The organism is Curtobacterium herbarum, from assembly GCF_016907335.1.
Classification (GTDB): Bacteria; Actinomycetota; Actinomycetes; order Actinomycetales; family Microbacteriaceae; genus Curtobacterium; species Curtobacterium herbarum.
Genome location: NZ_JAFBBT010000001.1, coordinates 1,821,713 through 1,841,886 on the forward strand (window position 1 = coordinate 1,821,713; position 20,174 = coordinate 1,841,886).

Here is a 20,174-nt window from a genome sequence, read left to right on the forward strand (position 1 = left end):
GCGAGCGGGCGGTGCCGGTGCTGCACCGCCCGCTCACGGGACCGGGGTCAGCCCTGCGACGGCTGTTCCTGGACGAAGAACTTCAGCGCGTCGGACTTCCGCCCGGACGCGTCCTCGACCCACATCCGGAACTCGAGGAAGGACTCGCCCTCGGGGAGCGTGACGTCCACGTCGGTGTACTTCCCGAGCCCACCGCCGACCTGGTACGTGGCACGATCGGTGAAGGTGGACCCGTCCGAGGACTGCTGCACGTGCAGCGTGCCGTCGGTCGGCCGGGTGATCGTCGCGGTCCGTCGGCCGTGGCCGTCGGCCCGGAACAGTGACTCGTCGGCACCGGTGACCATGTCGTTGGTCACCTCGCTGGTCGCACCGGTGACGGCGACGACGTTCGGGGTCCCCGGCTGCTTCGCGCCGTGGTCCGGCGCCGGCAGCGGCTCGGGCGCCGGGTCCGGGTCCGGCGGCACGGGCAGCGGCGTGAGCGTCGGCAGCGGGGTGGGGGTCGGTGCGGGCGTGCCGGGCGCGACGGCGTACCAGTTCACCGCTTCGACCGTGCGGAAGTACTCGGTGTTCACCTTCTGCCCGAACCGGAGCCCGAAGTCGTCGGACGAGGACGCGATGCTCGCCGAGAACCGACCGTCGGCGCCGATGGTGCCGGCCGGCTCGAACCCGTCGCCGACGGCGATCTGGACGTCGCGCGCCGGCTTGCGGAACACACCGTGGACGGTGATGCGACCGTGGTCGTACACGGCGGACGTCAGGACGAGCCCGCTGTCGCCGGTGAACACGTGACCGCCCGTGCCGAGTTCGGGTGTCGCGGTCGACGAGGCCGTCGCTGCGGCCGGCAGGGTCGCCGCACCGGCGGGCAGCGCGCCGACGACGGGTGCGCCGAGGGCCAGGACCAGGCCGGCGGCGGCGGTGATGAGGGTGCACTTCTTCTGCATGGGGGGATGACTCCAGTGATCGATGGGGATCGTGCCGGAGGAACTGTGGACTACTGAACTGGCGGAATATCGAATGTCATGCGTACGGTGCGCTGGTCCGACAGTGCCCGTCGGTCCGGTGTCAAGAGCCCGATCGAGGGATGCGCGATCCTTGCGGGAAACCGCACGCGGTCCGAGCTGCCCCCATCCGGGGGGTCGACTGCTCCGAAGAAGTGGCCGGGACCTGACGCGGACCACCCATCCGCCGGTCCCCCGGAGGCAACGGAGCCTCTGCGCCGGCGTGGGCGCAGGGACCCGAACCCAGCGCCCCGCCGGCACCGATGACCCCGAGCCGGCAACGACACACGACACAGCGCCCGCCAACGACACAGCGCCCGCCAACGACACAGCGCCGCCAACGACGAAGCCCCCCGACCGATGGTCGGGGGGCTTCTCGTACCGAGCGGATGACGAGATTCGAACTCGCGACCCTCACCTTGGCAAGGTGATGCGCTACCACTGCGCCACATCCGCATGCTGCTCACCGGGGTGACCAACGTCGTCAACTGTACCTGACGACCGGGGTGGTGCGGGCCTCCCGACCGCGTGTCGGGCGTGCCGGACGGAAGTCGCGCTCCCGACCGGCGACCCGAGACTATTGTCGGAGACGTGACGACGACGTTCCGACGCAGCTCCCCGTCCGCCCTCGGCATCGACGCAGCCGGCGTCGACCGGCTGGTCTCCGCCCTCGAGGGCGCGCCCGGCGTCGAGCCGCACAGCATCATGGTCCTCCGGCACGGCGAGGTCGCCGCCGAGGGGTGGTGGGCCCCCTTCGCCGCCGACCGGGTGCATCTGCTCTACTCAATGAGCAAGAGCTTCACGGCAGCGGCCGTCGGCATCGCCGTGCGCGCCGGGCTCATCGACCTCGACGCCACGGTCATCAGCCACTTCCCGGAGCTCGACGCCGAGGTCACCGACGACCGCACCAGGCGGATGCGGGTCCGGCACCTGCTGGCGATGGCGAGCGGGCACCGGACCGAGACGATCGACCGGGCACGGCGGCTCGACCCGACGAACACCGTCCGCGGGTTCCTGCTGCTGCCGGTCGACGAGGAGCCCGGCACCGTCTTCGCCTACAACCAGCCGTGCACGTACACCCTCGGCGAGATCGTCCGACGGGTCAGCGGGACGTCGTTGCTCGGCTACCTCGGCCCGCGGCTGTTCGCGCCGCTCGGCATCGACGACTTCTCGTGGCGGCGGGACGACTCCGGCGCCGAACTCGGGTACAGCGGCGGCTACACGACGACCGCCGCCATCGCGGCCCTGGGCCAGCTGTACCTGCAGGGCGGTGTGTGGAACGGCGAACGTCTGCTCGACGAGGACTGGGTCGCCGCGGCCACCAGCACGCGCGTGCCGAACCCGGACGAGGCCAACCCGGACTGGTCCGTCGGCTACGGGTTCCAGTTCTGGATGGCGCGGCACGGGTTCCGCGGCGACGGTGCGTACGGGCAGTTCTGCATCGTGCTGCCGGAGCAGGACGTCGTCGTCGCGATGACCGGCCAGAGCCTCGACATGCAGGCAGTCCTCGACGCGGTGTGGGCGCACCTGTTGCCGGCGGTCGACCGGCCGGGATCGGCCGGGGACGACGAGCGCCTGCACGGACGACTCGCCGGACTCGCACTCCCCCCGGTGCACGGCGACCCGCTCGGCGACCTGCCGGCGGGGTCCGTCGCCACGCCCGACGCTCCGTCGACGCGCATCGGCGCCGGCCTGGAGGCCCTGCACCTGTCCCAGGACACCGAGCGCGGGTGGGTGCTCACCCTCCGCGACGCGTGGGGCGAGGTCACGGCTCCGGTCGGCGACGGCTCGTGGCTGGTCGCCGGGGCGACGGCGACGAGCGGTGCGCGGACCGGCGACGTCGTCGCGATCGACGTCCGGTTCGTGGAGACCCCGCACCTGCTGCACGTGCGGTGGGACCTGGCGACGGGAAGCGCCTCGGCAGCGTGGGAGACCGAGCCGCTGCACGACGCCGTCTCGACCCTGCACCGTCCGACAGACTGAGCGACTGCGTCCGGAGCGGCTGCGTCCGGAGCGACTTCGTTCGAGTCTTCGCAGCACGACACGCGCTCCTCCTCCTGCACTTCTCAGCGCGACCGCGCACGCTGGCTGCGACGTGCCGCCCATCGGGGGACGGACCCGCCGCGTCGGACGACGTCTCGAGGAGTCAGCTGTGCAGAACGACGGAACCGACACCTGCCCACACCACATGGACGGCGAACTACCGGCCGGGGGCGACCACCTCGGCGGCAGCTTCGGCGACGCCCCGACGCTCGAGAGCTGGTACCCGCAGCGCCTCCGGGTCGAGCTGCTGCACCGGAACGGCATCGACGCCGATCCGCTGGGTGCCGACTTCGACTACGCCGCGGCCTTCGCCACGATCGACCTCGACGAGCTCAAGCGTGAGATCACCACGCTGCTGACGACCTCGGTCGACTGGTGGCCCGCCGACTACGGCAACTACGGCCCGCAGATGGTGCGGATGGCCTGGCACGCAGCCGGCACCTACCGCATCGCCGACGGCCGGGGTGGCGCCGGCACGGCCATGCAGCGCTTCGCACCGATCGGCAGCTGGTGGGACAACGGCAACACCGACAAGTCGCGGCGGTTGCTGCAGCCGATCAAGCGCAAGTACGGCAACGCGCTGTCCTGGGCGGACCTGATGGTGCTGACCGGCAACTGCTCGCTGGAGCTGATGGGCCTGCCCACCTACGGCTTCGGCGGCGGACGGCTGGACGCGTGGGAGCCGGACGACGGCACGTGGTGGGGACCCGAGGTGTGGGACCCGCACCAGGCACACCAGGGCGACGACATGGTCTCGCGTGACGAGCGGTGGACCGGGCAGAACGGCGACGCCGACTACGACCTGCAGAGCCCGCTCGCCGCGTCCCACCAGGCGCTCATCTACGTCAACCCGGAGGGCCCGTACGCGAACGGCGACCCGATGGGCTCGGCCCGCGACATCCGCATCACCTTCACCCGGATGGCGATGAACGACGAGGAGACCGTCGCGCTCATCGCCGGCGGCCACGCGTTCGGCAAGAGCCACGGTCAGGTGCCCGCCGCGGACATCGGACCCTCCCCCGAGCTCGCACCGATCGAGTCGATGGGCCTCGGATGGCACAACCCGGTCGGCACCGGCAACGGGCAGTACACCTCCACCAACGGCATCGAGGGCAGCTGGACCCCGAACCCGACGCAGTGGGACAACACGTACCTGGAGAACCTCTTCACGTACGACTTCGAGCAGACGACGAGCCCGGCCGGGGCGCTGCAGTGGACCCCGACCGACCCGGACGCCCCGAAGACGCCCGATGCGCACGTGCCCGGGCAGATGAACCCGCTGATGATGATGACCTCGGACATCGCGCTGAAGGTCGACCCGGCCTACCGGGAGGTCTGCGAACGCTTCCTCGCCGACTTCGACCTGTTCACGCTCGCGTTCTCGAAGGCCTGGTACAAGCTGACGCACCGTGACATGGGCCCGAAGCACCGCTACCTCGGCCCGGAGGTCACCATCGCCGACGACCTGCTCTGGCAGGACCCGCTGCCCGAGGCCGAGGGTGCGCCCCTCGACGCGTCCGACGTCGCCGCACTGCAGCTGGCGACGCTCGCGACCGGGCAGTCCGTGTCCGACCTCGTCTTCACCGCGTTCTCGGCGGCCTCGACCTACCGCGATAGCGACAAGCGCGGCGGCGCGAACGGCGGTCGGCTGGCCCTTGCACCGCAGAAGGACTGGGCGGTGAACCGCCGCACGGTCCCCGTGGTCGCGGCCCTCCGCCAGGTCCAGGCGGACTTCACCCGCACCTCCGGCAAGCAGGTGTCGCTGGCGGACCTCATCGTCCTGGGCGGCTGCGCGGCGGTCGAGCAGGCGGCCCGGGCAGCCGGCACCGAGACGACGGTGCCGTTCACGCCCGGCCGCGTCGACACCACGCAGGAGCTCACCGACGTCGAGATGTTCGAGTGGCTGCGCCCGGTCGCCGACGGGTTCCGGAACTTCCTGTCACCGCGCTTCGCCGAGTTCGCACCCGGCGTCGCCCCCGAGTCCGTGTTCCTGGACAAGGCGAACCTGCTCACGCTGACCGCTCCGGAGTGGACGGTGCTCACCGCTGGCCTCCGCTCCCTCGGCGCGAACTGGGACGGCTCGGACACCGGCGTGCTCACCGACCGGGTCGGCGTGCTCAGCACCGACTGGTTCGTGCACCTCACCGACACGGACCTCGACTGGACGCCGGACGACGAGTCGGAGACGACCTTCACCGGCCGGACGAAGGCGACGGGCGAGGCCCGGTTCACCGCCACCCGCCACGACCTGCTCTTCGGCTCGAACGCGCAGCTGCGCTCGATCGTGGACGCGTACGCGGGTGCCGACGGCCAGGAGCGCTTCATCCGCGACTTCGTCCGCGTCTGGGACAAGGTCATGATGCTCGACCGCTTCGACGTCAAGGGGCACCGCCGGTACGGACCGATGGCGGCCTGACCGCGTCGGGTCGCGGACGCGACCACGTGACGGACGGGAGGCCCGGTACCAGCTGGTACCGGGCCTCCCGTCCGTCGTCGGTGCGGGTGACCGAGACCGATCCGACGGGTGACGTGGGCGCGCGGTCGTGCCACGCTGGAGGGCATGACGACCGACCTGGTGACCCTGGCCCGAGACGTGGCGACCCGCGCGCACGCGGGCCAGGTCGACAAGGCCGGTCGGCCGTACATCGAGCACCCGACGGCGGTGGCAGGACGGCTCAGCACCGAGGACGAACAGGTCGTCGGGTTCCTGCACGACGTCGTCGAGGACACCGGCGGCACGCTCGCCCAGCTGCGGTCGGCGGGGTTCTCGGTCGAGCAGGTGCTCGCCGTCGACGCGGTCACGAAGCGTCGTGGGGAGACGCTCGAGCAGTCGATCGCGCGGGTCGTGGACGATCCGTCGGGCGTCGCGCTGCGGGTGAAGCGTGCGGACGTCAGCCACAACGCCGACCCGGCACGGCTCAGCGCACTCGGCGCACTCCACGGTGACGCGACCCGGACTCGCCTGCAGGAGAAGTACGAACGGACGGCCGTCCTGCTCGGGACGACCCTGCCGGCGGTCCTCGCCGAGTTCGGGGTGGCGGCGGAGTGACCACGACGAGCGAACCGCGGACGACCCGGCTGCACGTGAGCCGGGCACTCGTCGCCGCCGCCGCGCTGTCGTGGGTGCCGGCACTGGTCGTCGTCCTCGTGCGGACCACCTGGACCGGTGCGCCGACGCGGATCCCGGTGCACTGGTCGGGCGCCGGCGCGGACCAGTGGGGCTCGACGTCGTCGCTGTTCTGGACGCTGCTCGTGCCGGGGCTGGCGGGCGCGGTCCTCTGCTCGGTGCTCGCCGTGCCGCTGTCCGCCGACGTCAGCCGCCTCGGCGCCGCCGGGGTCATGGGTGGCATCACCGCCGGCACCGGGGCGATCACGACTGTGTGGGTCGCGGCACTGCTGAGCGCCGCACGGGTGCCGGCACCGTTCCTCGTCGTGCTGGGTGCGGTCGTCTGGGGCGGGGTCGTGTTCGGCGTGTGTCTGCTGCGGGGAGCGGGCAGGTCGTCCCCGGCGACCAGTCCCGACGTGCCGGGCCCTCGCTGAGCGCTGACGTCGCGCGGACCGCCGTCACGCCGCCGGCTGTCGGCGCGCGACGTCGGCCGTGTCGAGGACCGCGAGGAACCGGCGGCGGCGACGGTCCTGCACGAGCGCAGTGACGACCGCGGCGACGACGAGCCCGACGGCGACGACGAAGAGGACGATGGTGAAGCCCTCCACCTCGGTGCCCTCGAGCATCCGGGCCACCTGGTTCATCCCGATCGAGAGCCCGAGGCCGGCGTTCTGCACCGCATCGACCACGATGTTGTCCCGCGACGCGCGGGCGTACTCCGCGGCCACCCGCCGGTCGTCCTCGCTCAGCCCGTCCACGGACCCGCGCCGTACCGCCCGGCGCAGTCGACGAGGAGCATCGACGTCGCCGAAGCGCCGCCCGTTGGACCAGCTCGTCCCGAGCGACGCCCGCAGCGTGAACGCTGTGATCACGACGGCGAGGCCGGCGATCGAGAACCCGAACGCCACGGACCGCCAGTCGAACCCTGCGGCCAGGCTGATGAGCAGGCTCCCCAGGACAGCAGCGCTCAGCCCGACCCCCAGCAGGCGGGTGACGACGACCCGCATCACCAGGCGTCCGTCCCCGTTCGTCACACTGCGCACGGTGCCCCCTCGGTGTCGGTCGTCCCGAGCCTACGCAGTGTCCGGCGGGGCAGTCCCCCACCCGGCATTCTGCTTGACTGGATGCCGCCGGACAGGGAACCCGCGCATCGCGCCGCATCTTCGAAGGTGGCCAGCGCACCACGAAGCACAGGGGGGGCCACTTTGGCCGCACTCACCACCCGAGAACGCAACCGCCGGGGCACGCAGTACGTCCTGGGGGCGGTCGTCGGCATCGCGCTCATCACGACCTTCGTCGCGCACCGGCAGCTGCTCAGCAGCAACCCGTTGACCTTCTGGCTGCCGACCGTCGTCGGCCTCGCGTACGGGTCGCTGCTGTGGGGGTTCGGCAGCCGGCGGAACTCGAAATGGCTGTCCAACCTGACACCGGCTGGATGGCTCATCGTCTTCTGGGCGCTGTTGGCGACGAGAGTCGTCTCAGCACCGGCATGGTTCATCGCCGTGATGATCGGCGCCGTCGCGGTCAGGGCCCTGTTCCCGGAGAAGCCTGCCCCGTCCTCGGTGAAGAAGGTCGCCGTCGAGGACGTCCGTCCGGGTCCGGGTCCGGGTCCGGGTCCGGGTCCGGGTCCGAGTCCGAGTCCGAGGTCACCGCAACACCGACGACTCACGGCGCTGGACGCCGGACAGCCGCCGCAGTCACCGTGTCCGCCGCGGGCGGGGCGCCCGTGTTCCGTCTCTCGGAACTCGCCGGGTTCTTCGACCAGGAGATCGCCACGGCCGAATCGGTCGCTGGCCCGCTGACGTTCCTCACCCGAACTGGCATCGCCGCCCCGGACTCCATCGTCGGAGAAGCAACCGCTGACCTGCCCGACGGCACCCTCGTACTCCTCTCCGTCGCCGTCGAAGACACCCACCCATCCACGGTCTTCACCGCAAGCGAAGCGGCATCGTTCGAGCGCTGGGTCCGCTCCCTCCCGGAGGACTGAGCACGGCGGGTACCCGTACCGGTGGGCGTTGCCTGCCGGCGTCACCCCGGCCTCAAGAACCCGCCGGCCACGCGGCGAATGGACCCGGACCAGGTGGCGGACGCGTGGCGAAGGTCCGCAGCGATGTGAGCAAGGTCGTCCCTGGCGAGAGGTTCCTCCCGTGGTGCTGCTGGCGGAGGAGCCCGGTGCTACTTCGTGGCGTGGTAGACCGCTTGCACGACCGCTGCGGAGAGCTCGAACGCAGCGAGCCCGCCGGGGAGCATGGCGATGACGGCGGCGGGGACCGCCCACAGCTGGTGCAACCAGGGCTGACCGCCCGCCTTCGTGTGCGCCATCGCCTGGAACGAGGTCGCGGAAACGAGCACAGCCCATGCCGCGGTCATGCAGACGATGGCCAGGAAGGAGTAGTCGCCGGAGAGCAGTGGGATGAGCAACGGCAGGAGGAACATCACGGGCGCGACGATGAACCCCGTCCGTGCCGTAACCCGGAAGGCCTTCCGACGCGTGTTCATCACGGCGATGGTGCGCTGGTCGGGTTCTTCTTCCGGCCAAGAGAAGGACGGGGACGGTGCGCCGTCAGCGGCCTCGGGCATGGGTTGTTCCTTCCAGGCTGTGTGGTCCGACGGGATGTCGATGCGTCACGATGATGCTGCGTGTGCCTGGCTCAGCAGGGACACGATCATCGCGGTCAGGCCGAACGAGAGCACGGCGCCGGGGAGCAAGACGACGACCGTCAGGCTAGACGACGCCCTCGACTTCTGGGCGGAGCAGACGATGGCGGCGTATTTGGTCACACCGCGCCGGAGAAACACGAAAACCCCCGGGATTCCCGGGGGTTTTCGTTCCGTGGGCGATACTGGGATCGAACCAGTGACCTCTTCCGTGTCAGGGAAGCGCGCTACCGCTGCGCCAATCGCCCAGATGAGTTCCGCCGGAGCGGACTGGAGGTGGGGACGGGATTCGAACCCGCGTGGACGGCTTTGCAGGCCGCTGCCTCGCCTCTCGGCCACCCCACCATCAAGGTCCACGTCTGGCGTAGTACCCGATCGGTGGGATACCTCTTCTGGAGAGTTGCTGTCTTCCGGAGAAGACAGGCACCTCGAGCGGATGACGAGATTCGAACTCGCGACCCTCACCTTGGCAAGGTGATGCGCTACCACTGCGCCACATCCGCATGGTCTGACCTGAGTCACACCGGTGTTGTCCGACCCGCTCTCGCGGCGACTCGTAAACTGTACCCAGTTCACGCTGTTTCTCCAAAACCCGTTCCGTTCACCGGGCGTGTCCCCCGGGTTCATGCGGATCGGCGGGGTCTCCACGGGCCTCCAGGGCGCCCGCCCGGCCAGCGACGCGCGCGACGGGCGGCCGGTGTTCCGACCACGGCCGGACATCCGCTACTATCGATCCGCACGCAAGTGCGACGGGCGATTGGCGCAGTTGGTAGCGCGCTTCGTTCACACCGAAGAGGTCATCAGTTCGAGTCTGGTATCGCCCACGTGCCCGTTCCGCGCAAGCGGAACACCCGAAGAGCCCGACGCCACCGCGTCGGGCTCTTCGCATCCCGGCACCCGTGCCAATGCGGACCGTGCCGTCGCGGACCGTGCCATCGCGAACCGCGCAGCCATGAACCCGTGCCACCACGAACCTGAACCACGACCCGTCCGACCACCAGGGGCAGCATGACCGACGTCGACCTCGAGTTCGCCCGGGTCCGCCAGGTGCTCGACCGTCCGACGCTCCGACTGATGTCGCGTCCGACGAGCGCCGCGGTCGTCTCGGTGTTCCGCACGGTGTTCGACCGTGACGTGCAGTACGTCCCGGCAGACCGGATGCACCTGCAGGTCGAGGAGCACGTCGCGCGGCTGCAGGCGACCGGCGCGCGGGTACCGGCGAGCGACTCCCCCACCGTCGACACCCCGGCGGGCGAGGCCCCGCGTCCGAACGGCCGGTCGCTCTGCCGTGAGTGGGTGGCCGCGCAGTGGTTGGTCCGCTCGAACTCCCCCGACGGCGACGAGCAGTACAGCCTGACGAGCCACGCCCTCGAAGCACTGAGCCTCATCGACGCGCTGTCGTCCGAGCGCGCGCTCATCAGCGAGAGCCGACTGGCGATGATCGTCGACGCCGTGCACCGCTGGGCCGCCCGTGCCGAGCCCGACCGGGACACCCAGGTCCGCCGACTCGACGCCCAGATCGCGGAGCTGCAGGCCGAACGCGACCGCCTGGCGCGCGGCGACGCGGTCGTCACGGTCGACGAGGACCGGATGCGCGACGGCTACACGAACCTCACCGACCTGATCCGGCAGCTGCCCAGCGACTTCAAGCGCGTCGAGGAGGCGGTCGCCACGATGCACCGCGAGATCGTCGAGGACTTCCGACAGGAGGTCCGCCCGATCGGCGAGATCCTCGACGACTACCTCGCCCGCACCGACAACCTGATGGAGTCGACTCCCGAAGGCCGGGCGTTCCAGGGAGCGTTCGAGCTGCTGCGCGACGACGCTCTGCTCCTCCGGCTCCGGGACGACATCACCACGATCCTGGAACACCCGTTCGCCGGCTCCCTCAGTCCGACCGAACGCCGGACCTTCCGCGGCACGGTCGGCATCCTCCGCCAGGGCATCGAGGACGTCCTCGCCCAGCGCCGGATGCTCACGGCCACGCTCCGCGACCAGATCGTCGCGCACGACGTCGTCCGGGACCGCGAACTCGACGCCGTCCTCCGCTCGGTGAACCGGGGGCTGGCGGCCTGGATGGACACCGGCTCGGCCCGTGACCGCGTCCCGCTCGGTCTGCTCCCGCCGTCCGCCACGGTCGGCACACTCCGCGAACGGTTCTACGACCCGGACGCCGAGTCCGTGCCGCCGCCGATCGAGGAACCGGACGACGACGTGTTCGAGGACATCGACGTCGACTCGCTCCGCCGCCACGGTGGTCCGCTGCTCGCCGAGCTGCGCGACGTCCTGGCGCACGCGGCGAACGGCTCGAGCGTCGACGCCTTCCACGCGCTCCCCGCCGGGCAGCGCCGCCCCGTCGAGCTCTTCGGACTCGCCCACCTGCTCACCGGACACGACGACTTCGAGGCGGGCACGGCCTCCGCACCGCACCACACGGTCCGGCCCGACGGCGAGCCGGTCACCTTCCACATGCCCACCGCTGCCCTCGCCCCCGCGGGCGACACACCGCACCCCGACGACGAACCCGGCCAGGAGGCACGGTGAGCGACACGACGCCAGCACCCGTCCACGACGAGGTCACCTCGGTGGACGACGGACTCGACGACGCCCCCGGAGATTCCGCGGACGAGCGCGAGGCCGAGCGGGACGAGAGCACCTTCGCGCTGTTCGAGGGCGACGAGGGTCGCCTCGACGAACCACAGCGCCGCGCCCTGGTCGCGCTCCTCCGCCACCCGTACGTGAGCGCCCGCACGCACGCCGACGAGTGGCGCGCCGTCCTGGACGCCGAGCACCAGCTGCGGTCGCGACTCAACGACCTGTTCCTCGAACTCCACGTCGACCGGGACCGCGAGGTCGCCTTCAAGCGCCAGGCCCGGTCCGAGAGCACCCGACGCGGCTTCCCGACCCTGCTCCGCGACGCCCCGTACACGCGCGAGGAGACGATCGTCCTCGTCTACCTGCGGATGCGCCTGCGTGCCGACGCCCGACCGGGGCCCGACCAGGTCGTCGTGGACCGGGCCGAGATCCTCGGGCACGTGTCCGGCTTCCGACCGGCGACCGCGACCGACCGCACCCGCGACGAGGCCCGCGTGGCGAAGGCGATCGAGCGCCTGGTGACGGCCCGGGTGCTGCTGAAGACCTCCGACCCGGACCGCTTCCGGATCGCGAGCGTCATCGAAGTGCTCCTGCCGCTCGAGCGACTGGTCGAGCTCGACCGGTGGCTGACGAGCACCGCGCTGCGGAACGCGACCGCCGACGGCGGTGCGGCGACCGACGGGGGCGAGCCGGGCCTCCCGGCCGACGAGACCGACGCCGACGCCGAGACGGACCCCGAGACCGACGCCGACGACACCGAGGAGGACCGCGCGTGAGCACCGTCGACACCGACACCACGGGCATCCCCGCCCTGTTCGACACCGTCGCGCAGTGGCGGGCCGAGTCCCTGCAGGTCGTCAACTGGGGCGGCTTCCAGGGCCACCGCCAGGTCGAGCTCTCCGGCACGGCAACGCTCATCTCCGGCGCCTCCGGAACGGGCAAGTCGACGCTGATGGACGCGTACCTGGCGGTCATGATGCCGTCCGACGTGCCGTTCAACGGCGCCTCCAACGACGCGACGACCGGTCGTGCCCGGAGCGCCGACCAGCGGAACCTGCTGACCTACCTGCGCGGCAAGGTCGACACCCGGCGGGACCCGGAGACCGGCGCGCTCAAGGACGTCACGCTCCGCGGCGACGAGCAGACCACGTGGGGCGCCGTCGCCGTCACCTTCCGGAACGACGACGAGCGGCGGTTCACGGTCCTCCGCGCCTACATCGTGCCGCGCCGTGCCCGCGGTGTGGCGGACATCCAGATGACCATGGCGACCGTCGACGACGTGTTCGACCTGCGCCGGCTCGAGGACTTCGTGCCCTCCCGGTTCGCCCACCTGGAGCTGACCGGACGGATCCCGGGGCTCGTGATCCGGGACACCTACCAGGAGCTCGCGTACACGCTGCAGACCCGGCTGGGCATCGGCGACTCCGGCGGCGGCAACCGGGCGATGCGCCTGCTCGCCCGGATCCAGGCCGGCCAGCACATGCCGACTGTCGACGCGCTCTACAAGTCGCTCGTCCTCGAGACCCCCGGCACGTACGAGGCGGCCGACCGTGCCCTCGCGCACTTCGCCGCCCTCGACGAGGCGTACGAGGCGATGGACACCGAGGAGCGCAAGGTCCGCATCCTCTCCCCCATCACCGAGCTGCACGACGAGATCGAACGCTCCCGCGCGGCCGCGGCGGCACTCGACGGCATCGCGACCGGCGCGGACGTCTCGCCGTTCGCGCACTGGACCGCGTCCCGGAAGCGGGAGCTGCTCGACCTGGAGGTCGAACGGAACACCCGCGAGCGGACCGCCACGCGCGCCGAGGTCGAGGCCGCGTCGGCCCGGCACGCCGCGGTGGAGGTCGAACTCCGCGACGCCGAGGCCCGACTGCGTGACTCCGGCGGCAACGCGCTGGCGCAGCTCGAGGACCGCATCGACCGCGGCACCCGGGAACGCGCCGCCGTCGCCCGCACCCGGGAGGTCTTCGACGAGCGCACCGCCCCCCTCGGCGAACCGCTGACGACCGAGGCCGAGTTCGCCGAGGCCCAGCGCGCCAGCCACGAGTTCCTCGGCACGTACAGCGCCCGCCGCGACGACCTCGACGGCCGGCGCGACGCACTGACCCGCGAGGAGTACCCGCTCCTCGACCGCGAGCGGACCCTGCGCCAGGAACGCCGGTCGCTCGAGCACCGCCAGGGCGCCATGCCGCTGCCGATGCACGAGGCCCGCGTCGCGATGGCCCGTGCCGCCGGCCTCGACCCCGCCGACGTGCCCTTCGTCGCCGAGCTGCTCGACGTCCTGCCCGCCGAGGAACAGTGGCGCACCGCGATCGAGTCCGTCCTCGCCCCGGTCGCCCGCACCCTGCTCGTCGACGAGGACCGACTCGACGACTTCAGCGCCGCCATCGACTCCCTGCGTCTGCCGGTCCGCGTGCAGTTCGAGGGCGTCCCGATGGGGCCGCACCTCGACCTGCCGGGCGACAGCTCGATGGTCTCCGGCAAGCTCGCGATCAAGCCCTCCCCGTTCAGCACGTGGGTCCGGGAGCGCATCGAGTCCGACCGGATCGACGCCCGCTGCGTCGAGGACGCCGCCGACCTGGGTGGTGGTGGCCGCCGCGTCACCGCCGCCGGGCAGCTCCGCGACGGCCGCCGCGGTGCCCACGGCGACCGTCGCCAGGCGAACGTCATCGGCTTCACGAACGAGTCACGGGTCCGCTCCGTCGAGAACGAGCTCGCCGAGATCGCCGCGGACCTCACCGCCCTGGAGGCCCGCCGCACCGACATCGCGCAGGACCTGGCCGCCCTCGACGCGCTCCGCAGCGCCCACCAGCACCGCGTGGACGTCACGTGGGACGCCGTCGACGTGGCCGGTGCCGACGCGTCACTCACCCGCCTGGAGGACGAACGCCAGGCCCTCCTGGCCGCCGACGACGGGCTGCGCACGCTCCGCGAGTCCGTCGCACGCCTGCGCGCCGCGCTCGACGAGGCCGCCGACCGTCGCTCCGCCGCCCGGCTCAGCGTCAAGCGGCTCGAGGAACGGCACGCGGTGCTCGTCGACGGCCAGGACGCCGCTGCCGACATCCTCGAGCGGTTCGCCGACGCCCCGGAGCGGCTGCCGGACGAGCAGCAGGAACGCCTGCTCGCCGAGGCCTTCGACGAGGTCGGCGCACCCGAGGGCGTGGACGGCTTCGACGACGCGACCAAACGCCTCCGCCGCCGGCTCGAGGAACGACTGTCGCAGGCCCTCGACGGCGCCGCGACCGCCTCGGTGGCCCTCACCACGACGTTCGAGCGCTACCAGGACGCCTGGCCGGACCCGAACCTCGGCACCGGGGTCGCGTCGTACCCGGACTACCGGGCGATCCTGGACCAGATCGTCGCCACGGGCCTCCACGCCCGACGCAGCGAGTGGCGTCGCCGGCTGTCGCAGTGGAGCGGCGAGGACCTGGTGCCGCTCTCCGGCGCCTTCGACCGGGCGGTCGTGGAGATCGAGGAGCGGCTCGAGCCGGTCAACGAGATCTTGCGCGACCTGCCGTTCGGCGCGAACCGCGACCGGCTGAAGATCGTCATCCGCCGTGTCACCCGCGAGGACGTCACCCAGTTCCGCAAGGAGCTCCGCGCCCTGTCCGCGTCGGTCGACACCGAGCTGACCGACGACGTCCTCGAGACCCGCTTCCGACGCCTGCGCCGGTTCATGGCCGTCATCCGCCCCGACCCGGAGTCCCCGCGCGGCCGGACGACGCAGCGGGACGCCGTCCTGGACGTCCGCCGGCACATGGAGATCACGGCCGTCCGGTACGACACCGCGGGCGACGACCTGGGCGTGTACTCGTCGCTCGGCGACAAGTCCGGTGGGGAGACGCAGGAGCTCGTGGCGTTCATCGTCGGCGCGGCGCTGCGGTACCAGCTCGGTGACGAGACCCGGCCGCGCCCGCGGTTCGCCCCGGTGTTCCTCGACGAGGCGTTCATCAAGGCCGACTCCGAGTTCGCCGGGCGTGCCGTGACGGCGTGGCTGCGGCTCGGGTTCCAGCTCGTGGTCAGTGCGCCGCTCGACAAGGTCACGGCCCTGGAGCCGTCGATGGAGCGGCTGCTGTCGATGCGGAAGCACCCGGACACCGGGTACTCGTCGGTGACGGAGATCCGGCGGGACTGAGCACGGTCCGGAGGCCGCTGCCGGGGGTCCGGCGGTAGGGTCGTGGCGTGTTCGGACGTCGCGCTCCCCGCCCTGCTGCCCCCGACGACCCCGCCGGGGCGGTGCCGCCGGACGTCCCGGTGCTCGGCATCGGTGCCGTCGTCCGGGTGGTCCCGTCGGACCGCGGCGACCAGTGGGCGGACGACCCGATCGGGTTGATCGTCGCTCCGGGAGGCGCGCAGCTCGCCGGGTACGCCGGCGCCGGTGTCCGGGTGGCCTGGGTCGTCGAGTTCGACGAGCCCGCCTGGACGACGGACGGCCGCGGCCCGTTCGAGCGCGCGACCGTCCAGAGTCGTCAGTTGGTGCCGGTGCCGATGGAACCGGAGACCGTGGACGCCGGAGCGTCCTGACCGGTCAGTACTCTTCGGAGCCGGACTTCATCATGGCGGCGAAGGCCAGGCAGGTGCCGAAGCCACCGAGGACGCCGATGCCGATGATGATGCCTGCGATGAGCTCGAGCATGGGGGTGACTCCTCGTGATCCGGTGCTGTTCAGCTGTCGCAAGGCTACCGGACGGTGCCGGTCCGACGTGCGGTGGCGCGCGCTCTGCACACGGTGGCGCGGAGCTAGCGGATGCCACGCATGAGTCGGAGCACCGGGCGGGCGACGACGAGCAGGACGATGCCGACCACGACCGCGACCAGGCCGAGGACGGTGAAGTAGGGCGCCTCGTTCTCGGGGTCGTAGTAGCGGGAGAGCACACCGGTCATCGCGGTCCCGAGCGACACCGACAGGAAGAACAGTGCGACCATCTGCGTCTGGAACTTCGACGGCGCGAGCTTCGTCGCGACGGACTGCCCGGACGGCGAGAGCAGCAGCTCCGCGACCGTGAACACGAGCAGGATGCCGACCAGGGCGAGCAGCGGCGTGCCGTTCTCCCCGGTGCCGACGAAGGGCAGGAAGAGCAGGAACGCCACGCCCATGATCCCGGTGCCCAGGCCGAACTTGGTCGGGGTGGACGGCTGGCGGTCGCCCAGGCGGGTCCAGAGCGCGGCGAAGAGCCCGGACAGCGCGATGATCATGATCGGGTTGATCGACTGCACCCACGACACCGGCATCGGGAAGCCGAACAGGTCGCGGTCCAGGCGCTGGTCGGCGTAGACCGTGACGACGGTGAACTGCTGCTGGTAGAGCGACCAGAACACCGCGCTGCCGATGAACAGCGGGATGAACGCGAACACCCGGGAGCGCTCGTCCGCGGTCAGGCCGCTGGACAGGATCACGACGAAGTACGCGATGGTCGCGACGACCACGACGGCGACCACCACGACCGGCAGCGTGGACACGTTGAGCAGTCCGGTGAGCACGGCCACCGCGACGACCACGACCGCGACGACCGCCACGACGACGACCAGCGGGTACCGGGAGCGCGGCAGCGGGTTCGTGACGTGCTGCACCGCGTCGGGCAGCTTCCGGCGGCGGATCGCGTACTGCACGAGGCCCGCGGCCATGCCGACCGCGGCGAGCCCGAAGCCGTAGTGGAAGCCGAGCGTCGACTGCAGCAGCCCGGTGAGCAGCGGCCCGGCGAACCCGCCGAGGTTGACACCCAGGTAGTACAGCGAGAAGCCGGCATCACGACGGGGGTCGTCGCGAGCGTACAGCGAGCCGACGATCGTCGTCGCGGTGGCCTTGAGGCCGCCGGAGCCGAGCGCGATGAGCACGAGGCCGACGCCGATCCCCGCGACCCCGGGGACCAGGGCGAGCGCGATGTGCCCGAGCATCACGACGACGGCGCTGCCGAACAGCGTGCGGTCCGCGCCGATCAGCCGGTCGGCGACCCAGGCACCGATGATCGTGAAGAGGTACACCGACCCGCCGTAGGCGCCCATGATCCCCTTGGCCAGACCCTCGTCGATGCCCAGGCCGCCGCGCGTGACCGAGTAGTACATGTACAGCAGGACGATGCCCTGCATGCCGTAGAACGAGAAGCGCTCCCACAGCTCGACGGCGAAGGGCGTGGACAGCTCGAACGGCTGCCCGAAGAAGGTGCGTCCGCTGGTGCGCCGCTCGGGCTTCGTGGTGCTCGACATGGCGCACAGTGTGCCTCCGGAACGTGGGCCGCACCGAATCGGCACCAGGGTCCCGACGGATGTCCCGGGCGGGTCTTGGAGGGTTCCCACGAACGTCGTCGTGTCGCCCGGCCGACCGGTTGTGGCCCTGGCACGGCTGTCATGCCATCCGCAACACGGGTGCCTACGCTGATCTGGTCGGACCGCCGTGTAGTGACGCGGTCCGACCACCGTGCAGTCCAGGAGGCACCCGATGGTCGACATCGCACCAGTCCGCAGCAGCGCCGAACGCCGCCCGACCGACACCGGCAGCGCGCCGAAGGCCGACGCCACCGGCGACCCCGCAGCGGGGACCCCGACCGGCGGCACGGACACCGACGTCCGCATCGACGTCGACCTGCTCGCCGAGCACCTGCTCGGTCGCTGGGCCGAGGACCGCCGGATCTCCCGCCGCCTGGCCCGCGACCCCGCGTTGCACAAGATCGAGGGACAGCCGATCGCCGAGCACCGCGCGCGGGTCTTCGAGCAGCTCCGCATCCTGGTCGACGCCGGTGCGATCCAGCGCCCGTACCCGCTCGAGTTCGGCGGCCAGGACAACCACGGCGGCAACCTCGCGGCGTTCGAGGAACTGACCGTCGCCGACCCGTCGCTGCAGATCAAGGCCGGCGTGCAGTGGGGGCTCTTCGCCTCCGCGGTCCACCACCTGGGCACCGAGCGGAACCACCGCGAGTTCCTGCCCGGCATCATCGCCTTCGACGTCCCCGGCTGCTTCGCGATGACCGAGACCGGCCACGGCTCGGACGTGCAGAACATCGCGACCAGCGCGACCTACGACCCGGAGACGCAGGAGTTCGTCGTGCACACACCCTTCCGCGGTGCGTGGAAGGACTACATCGGCAACGCCGCCCTGCACGGCAAGGCCGCGGTCGTGTTCGCCAAGCTCGTCACCCAGGGCGTCGACCACGGCGTACACGCGTTCTACGTCCCGCTCCGCGACGACGACGGGTTCCTGCCCGGGGTCGGCGGCGAGGACGACGGCGTCAAGGGCGGGCTGAACGGCATCGACAACGGCCGGCTCTGGTTCGACCACGTCCGGATCCCCCGCACCAACCTGCTGAACCGGTACGGCGACGTCGCCGCGGACGGCACGTACTCGTCGCCGATCGAGTCCCCCGGCCGTCGGTTCTTCACGATGCTCGGCACGCTGGTGCAGGGCCGCGTGTCGCTCGACGGAGCCGCGGTCGTCGCGCAGAAGGTCGGGCTGCAGATCGCCCTGACCTACGCCATGCAGCGCCGGCAGTTCCCGACCGGTGACGGGCAGGAGGGCGTGCTCCTGGACTACGGCCGCCACCAGCGCCGCCTGATCCCGCGTCTGGCGACCGTGTTCGCGCAGTCCTTCGCCCACGAGAAGCTGCTGCAGACCTTCGACGACGTGTTCAGCGGCCGTGCCGACACCCCGGAGCGCCGCGAGGACCTCGAGACCCAGGCGGCGGCGTTCAAGTCGATGTCGACCTGGTCAGCCTTGGACACGCTGCAGGAGTGCCGGGAGGCGACCGGTGGCGCGGGGTTCCTCGCCGAGAACCGGATCACGAGCCTCCGGGCCGACCTCGACGTCTACGTGACCTTCGAGGGCGACAACACCGTGCTGCTGCAGCTCGTCGGCAAGCGCCTGCTGACCGACTTCCGCAAGGCGGCACCGCGTGACGCCGCGTCGACCGCGAAGTTCGTCGCCGCCCAGGTGGGCGCGAAGCTCGCCGACGCCACGGGCCTCCGTCGGCTCGGCCAGACCGTGTCGGACCGCGGGTCGCTCGCGGCCTCGGTCACCGACCTGCAGGACGCCGGGACGCAGCGCGCACTGCTGGCCGGGCGTGTCGAGACGATGGTGACCGAGATCGGGATGCGGCTGCGGACCGCCGGCAAGGACCGTGCCCGCGCCGCCGTGCTCCTCAACCGCTCGCAGCACGAGCTCATCGAGGCGTCGAAGGCGCACGCGGAGCTCATGCAGTGGGACGCCTTCACCGACGCGATCGCCGACGTGCCGCCGGGAGACACCCGGACCGTGCTCGTCTGGCTGCGGGACCTGTTCGCCCTCGGGCTGATCGAGCAGCACCTCGACTGGCACCTGCTGCACGGGCGCCTCTCGGCACAGCGGGCCCGCGCGGTGTCGGCGTACGTCGACCGGCTCGTCGCGCGGATCCGCCCGGTCGTCCCGCAGCTGATCGAGTCGTTCGGGTACGAGCCCGAGCACCTCCGCTCCCCCATCGCTGCCGGTGACGAGCAGGCTCGGCAGGACGAGGCCCGCGCCTGGTACGCCGCCGAGCGTGCCGCGGGTCGGCTCCCCGAGCAGGAGAAGAAGCCCCGGCCGTAGGCGCGGGCCGGACCCGCACAACGGGAACCCGCGCGAGCCGCGGGATCCCGCGGCTCGGGCCGGACGCGGTTCGGCGCAGCCGACCCGCGCCGCGGGCGGCCAGCCGGCTGCGGCAGCGGCGCCGACGGGTCGGCGCAGGGCGGCGCGAGGCGGACCCGCCCAACGGCAACCCGCGCGAACCGCGGGATCCCGCGGCTCGGGCCGGACGCGGTTCGGCGCA

At 71.7% G+C, this 20,174-nt stretch carries 15 protein-coding genes and 5 tRNA genes; 11 read left to right on the forward strand and 9 right to left on the reverse strand.

The window, feature by feature from the left end:
* Nucleotides 1-47 precede the first annotated feature (47 nt).
* Nucleotides 48-941 (reverse strand): hypothetical protein, encoded by an 894-nt coding sequence (locus JOD51_RS08710; RefSeq protein WP_204607895.1) that lies wholly within the window; start codon nucleotides 939-941, stop codon nucleotides 48-50.
* 441 nt (nucleotides 942-1,382) lie between these two features.
* Nucleotides 1,383-1,454, reverse strand: a tRNA-Gly gene (locus tag JOD51_RS08715).
* A gap of 135 nt (nucleotides 1,455-1,589) precedes the next feature.
* On the opposite strand from JOD51_RS08715, the gene JOD51_RS08720 reads away from it, so the two are divergent.
* From JOD51_RS08720 to JOD51_RS08735, 4 genes are all read left to right on the forward strand, one after another.
* Nucleotides 1,590-2,981, forward strand: a complete 1,392-nt coding sequence (locus tag JOD51_RS08720) for a serine hydrolase domain-containing protein (RefSeq protein ID WP_204607896.1) — start codon at nucleotides 1,590-1,592, stop codon at nucleotides 2,979-2,981.
* A 169-nt stretch (nucleotides 2,982-3,150) separates the two neighbouring features.
* On the forward strand, nucleotides 3,151-5,457 hold the full coding sequence (katG, locus tag JOD51_RS08725) for a catalase/peroxidase HPI (protein ID WP_259556863.1): 2,307 nt from the start codon (nucleotides 3,151-3,153) through the stop codon (nucleotides 5,455-5,457).
* Between the two features lie 144 nt (nucleotides 5,458-5,601).
* On the forward strand, nucleotides 5,602-6,090 hold the full coding sequence (locus JOD51_RS08730; RefSeq protein ID WP_204607897.1) for an HD domain-containing protein: 489 nt from the start codon (nucleotides 5,602-5,604) through the stop codon (nucleotides 6,088-6,090).
* Complete coding sequence (locus JOD51_RS08735; RefSeq protein ID WP_204607898.1) at nucleotides 6,087-6,581, forward strand: hypothetical protein; 495 nt, start codon at nucleotides 6,087-6,089, stop codon at nucleotides 6,579-6,581. The genes JOD51_RS08730 and JOD51_RS08735 overlap by 4 nt, the downstream gene beginning before the upstream one ends.
* 24 nt (nucleotides 6,582-6,605) lie before the next feature.
* On the opposite strand, the gene JOD51_RS08740 is transcribed toward JOD51_RS08735, so the two are convergent.
* Complete coding sequence (locus JOD51_RS08740) at nucleotides 6,606-7,181, reverse strand: hypothetical protein (protein WP_204607899.1); 576 nt, start codon at nucleotides 7,179-7,181, stop codon at nucleotides 6,606-6,608.
* Nucleotides 7,182-7,873: 692 nt separating this feature from the next.
* Here JOD51_RS08740 and JOD51_RS08745 point away from each other — a divergent pair.
* Nucleotides 7,874-8,134 carry a hypothetical protein gene (locus tag JOD51_RS08745; protein ID WP_204607900.1) on the forward strand — a complete coding sequence of 87 codons (261 nt, stop codon included), beginning with the start codon at nucleotides 7,874-7,876 and terminating at the stop codon, nucleotides 8,132-8,134.
* Between the two features lie 188 nt (nucleotides 8,135-8,322).
* Here the strand turns inward: JOD51_RS08745 and JOD51_RS08750 are convergent, their stop codons facing one another.
* From JOD51_RS08750 to JOD51_RS08770, 5 genes are all read right to left on the reverse strand, one after another.
* Nucleotides 8,323-8,727, reverse strand: a complete 405-nt coding sequence (locus JOD51_RS08750; RefSeq protein WP_204607901.1) for a hypothetical protein — start codon at nucleotides 8,725-8,727, stop codon at nucleotides 8,323-8,325.
* 45 nt (nucleotides 8,728-8,772) lie between these two features.
* Nucleotides 8,773-8,928 carry a hypothetical protein gene (locus JOD51_RS08755; protein WP_204607902.1) on the reverse strand — a complete coding sequence of 52 codons (156 nt, stop codon included), beginning with the start codon at nucleotides 8,926-8,928 and terminating at the stop codon, nucleotides 8,773-8,775.
* 53 nt (nucleotides 8,929-8,981) lie between these two features.
* Nucleotides 8,982-9,053: transfer RNA gene (locus JOD51_RS08760), tRNA-Val, on the reverse strand.
* A 23-nt stretch (nucleotides 9,054-9,076) separates the two neighbouring features.
* Nucleotides 9,077-9,150, reverse strand: a tRNA-Cys gene (locus JOD51_RS08765).
* 86 nt (nucleotides 9,151-9,236) lie between these two features.
* Nucleotides 9,237-9,308: transfer RNA gene (locus tag JOD51_RS08770), tRNA-Gly, on the reverse strand.
* Nucleotides 9,309-9,556: 248 nt separating this feature from the next.
* On the opposite strand from JOD51_RS08770, the gene JOD51_RS08775 reads away from it, so the two are divergent.
* The 5 genes from JOD51_RS08775 (at nucleotide 9,557) to JOD51_RS08795 (ending at nucleotide 15,927) form a co-directional block, all read left to right on the forward strand.
* Nucleotides 9,557-9,629: transfer RNA gene (locus JOD51_RS08775), tRNA-Val, on the forward strand.
* Nucleotides 9,630-9,813: 184 nt separating this feature from the next.
* Entirely contained in the window at nucleotides 9,814-11,349 is a 1,536-nt protein-coding gene (locus JOD51_RS08780; protein WP_204607903.1) for a DUF3375 family protein, read from the forward strand.
* Nucleotides 11,346-12,176, forward strand: a complete 831-nt coding sequence (locus JOD51_RS08785) for a DUF4194 domain-containing protein (RefSeq protein ID WP_204607904.1) — start codon at nucleotides 11,346-11,348, stop codon at nucleotides 12,174-12,176. The genes JOD51_RS08780 and JOD51_RS08785 overlap by 4 nt, the downstream gene beginning before the upstream one ends.
* Nucleotides 12,173-15,538: an ATP-binding protein gene (locus JOD51_RS08790; RefSeq protein ID WP_204607905.1), complete on the forward strand. Its 3,366-nt coding sequence runs from the start codon at nucleotides 12,173-12,175 to the stop codon at nucleotides 15,536-15,538. Before JOD51_RS08785 ends, JOD51_RS08790 begins: the two co-directional genes overlap by 4 nt.
* 47 nt (nucleotides 15,539-15,585) lie before the next feature.
* Nucleotides 15,586-15,927, forward strand: coding sequence for a hypothetical protein (locus JOD51_RS08795; RefSeq protein ID WP_204607906.1), 342 nt, complete (start codon nucleotides 15,586-15,588; stop codon nucleotides 15,925-15,927).
* A 216-nt stretch (nucleotides 15,928-16,143) separates the two neighbouring features.
* Here JOD51_RS08795 and JOD51_RS08800 read toward each other — a convergent pair whose 3' ends face one another.
* On the reverse strand, nucleotides 16,144-17,607 hold the full coding sequence (locus JOD51_RS08800) for a peptide MFS transporter (protein ID WP_204607907.1): 1,464 nt from the start codon (nucleotides 17,605-17,607) through the stop codon (nucleotides 16,144-16,146).
* 232 nt (nucleotides 17,608-17,839) lie between these two features.
* Here JOD51_RS08800 and JOD51_RS08805 point away from each other — a divergent pair, with 232 nt between their 5' ends.
* Nucleotides 17,840-19,954: an acyl-CoA dehydrogenase family protein gene (locus JOD51_RS08805; RefSeq protein ID WP_204607908.1), complete on the forward strand. Its 2,115-nt coding sequence runs from the start codon at nucleotides 17,840-17,842 to the stop codon at nucleotides 19,952-19,954.
* Nucleotides 19,955-20,174: the final 220 nt, after the last annotated feature.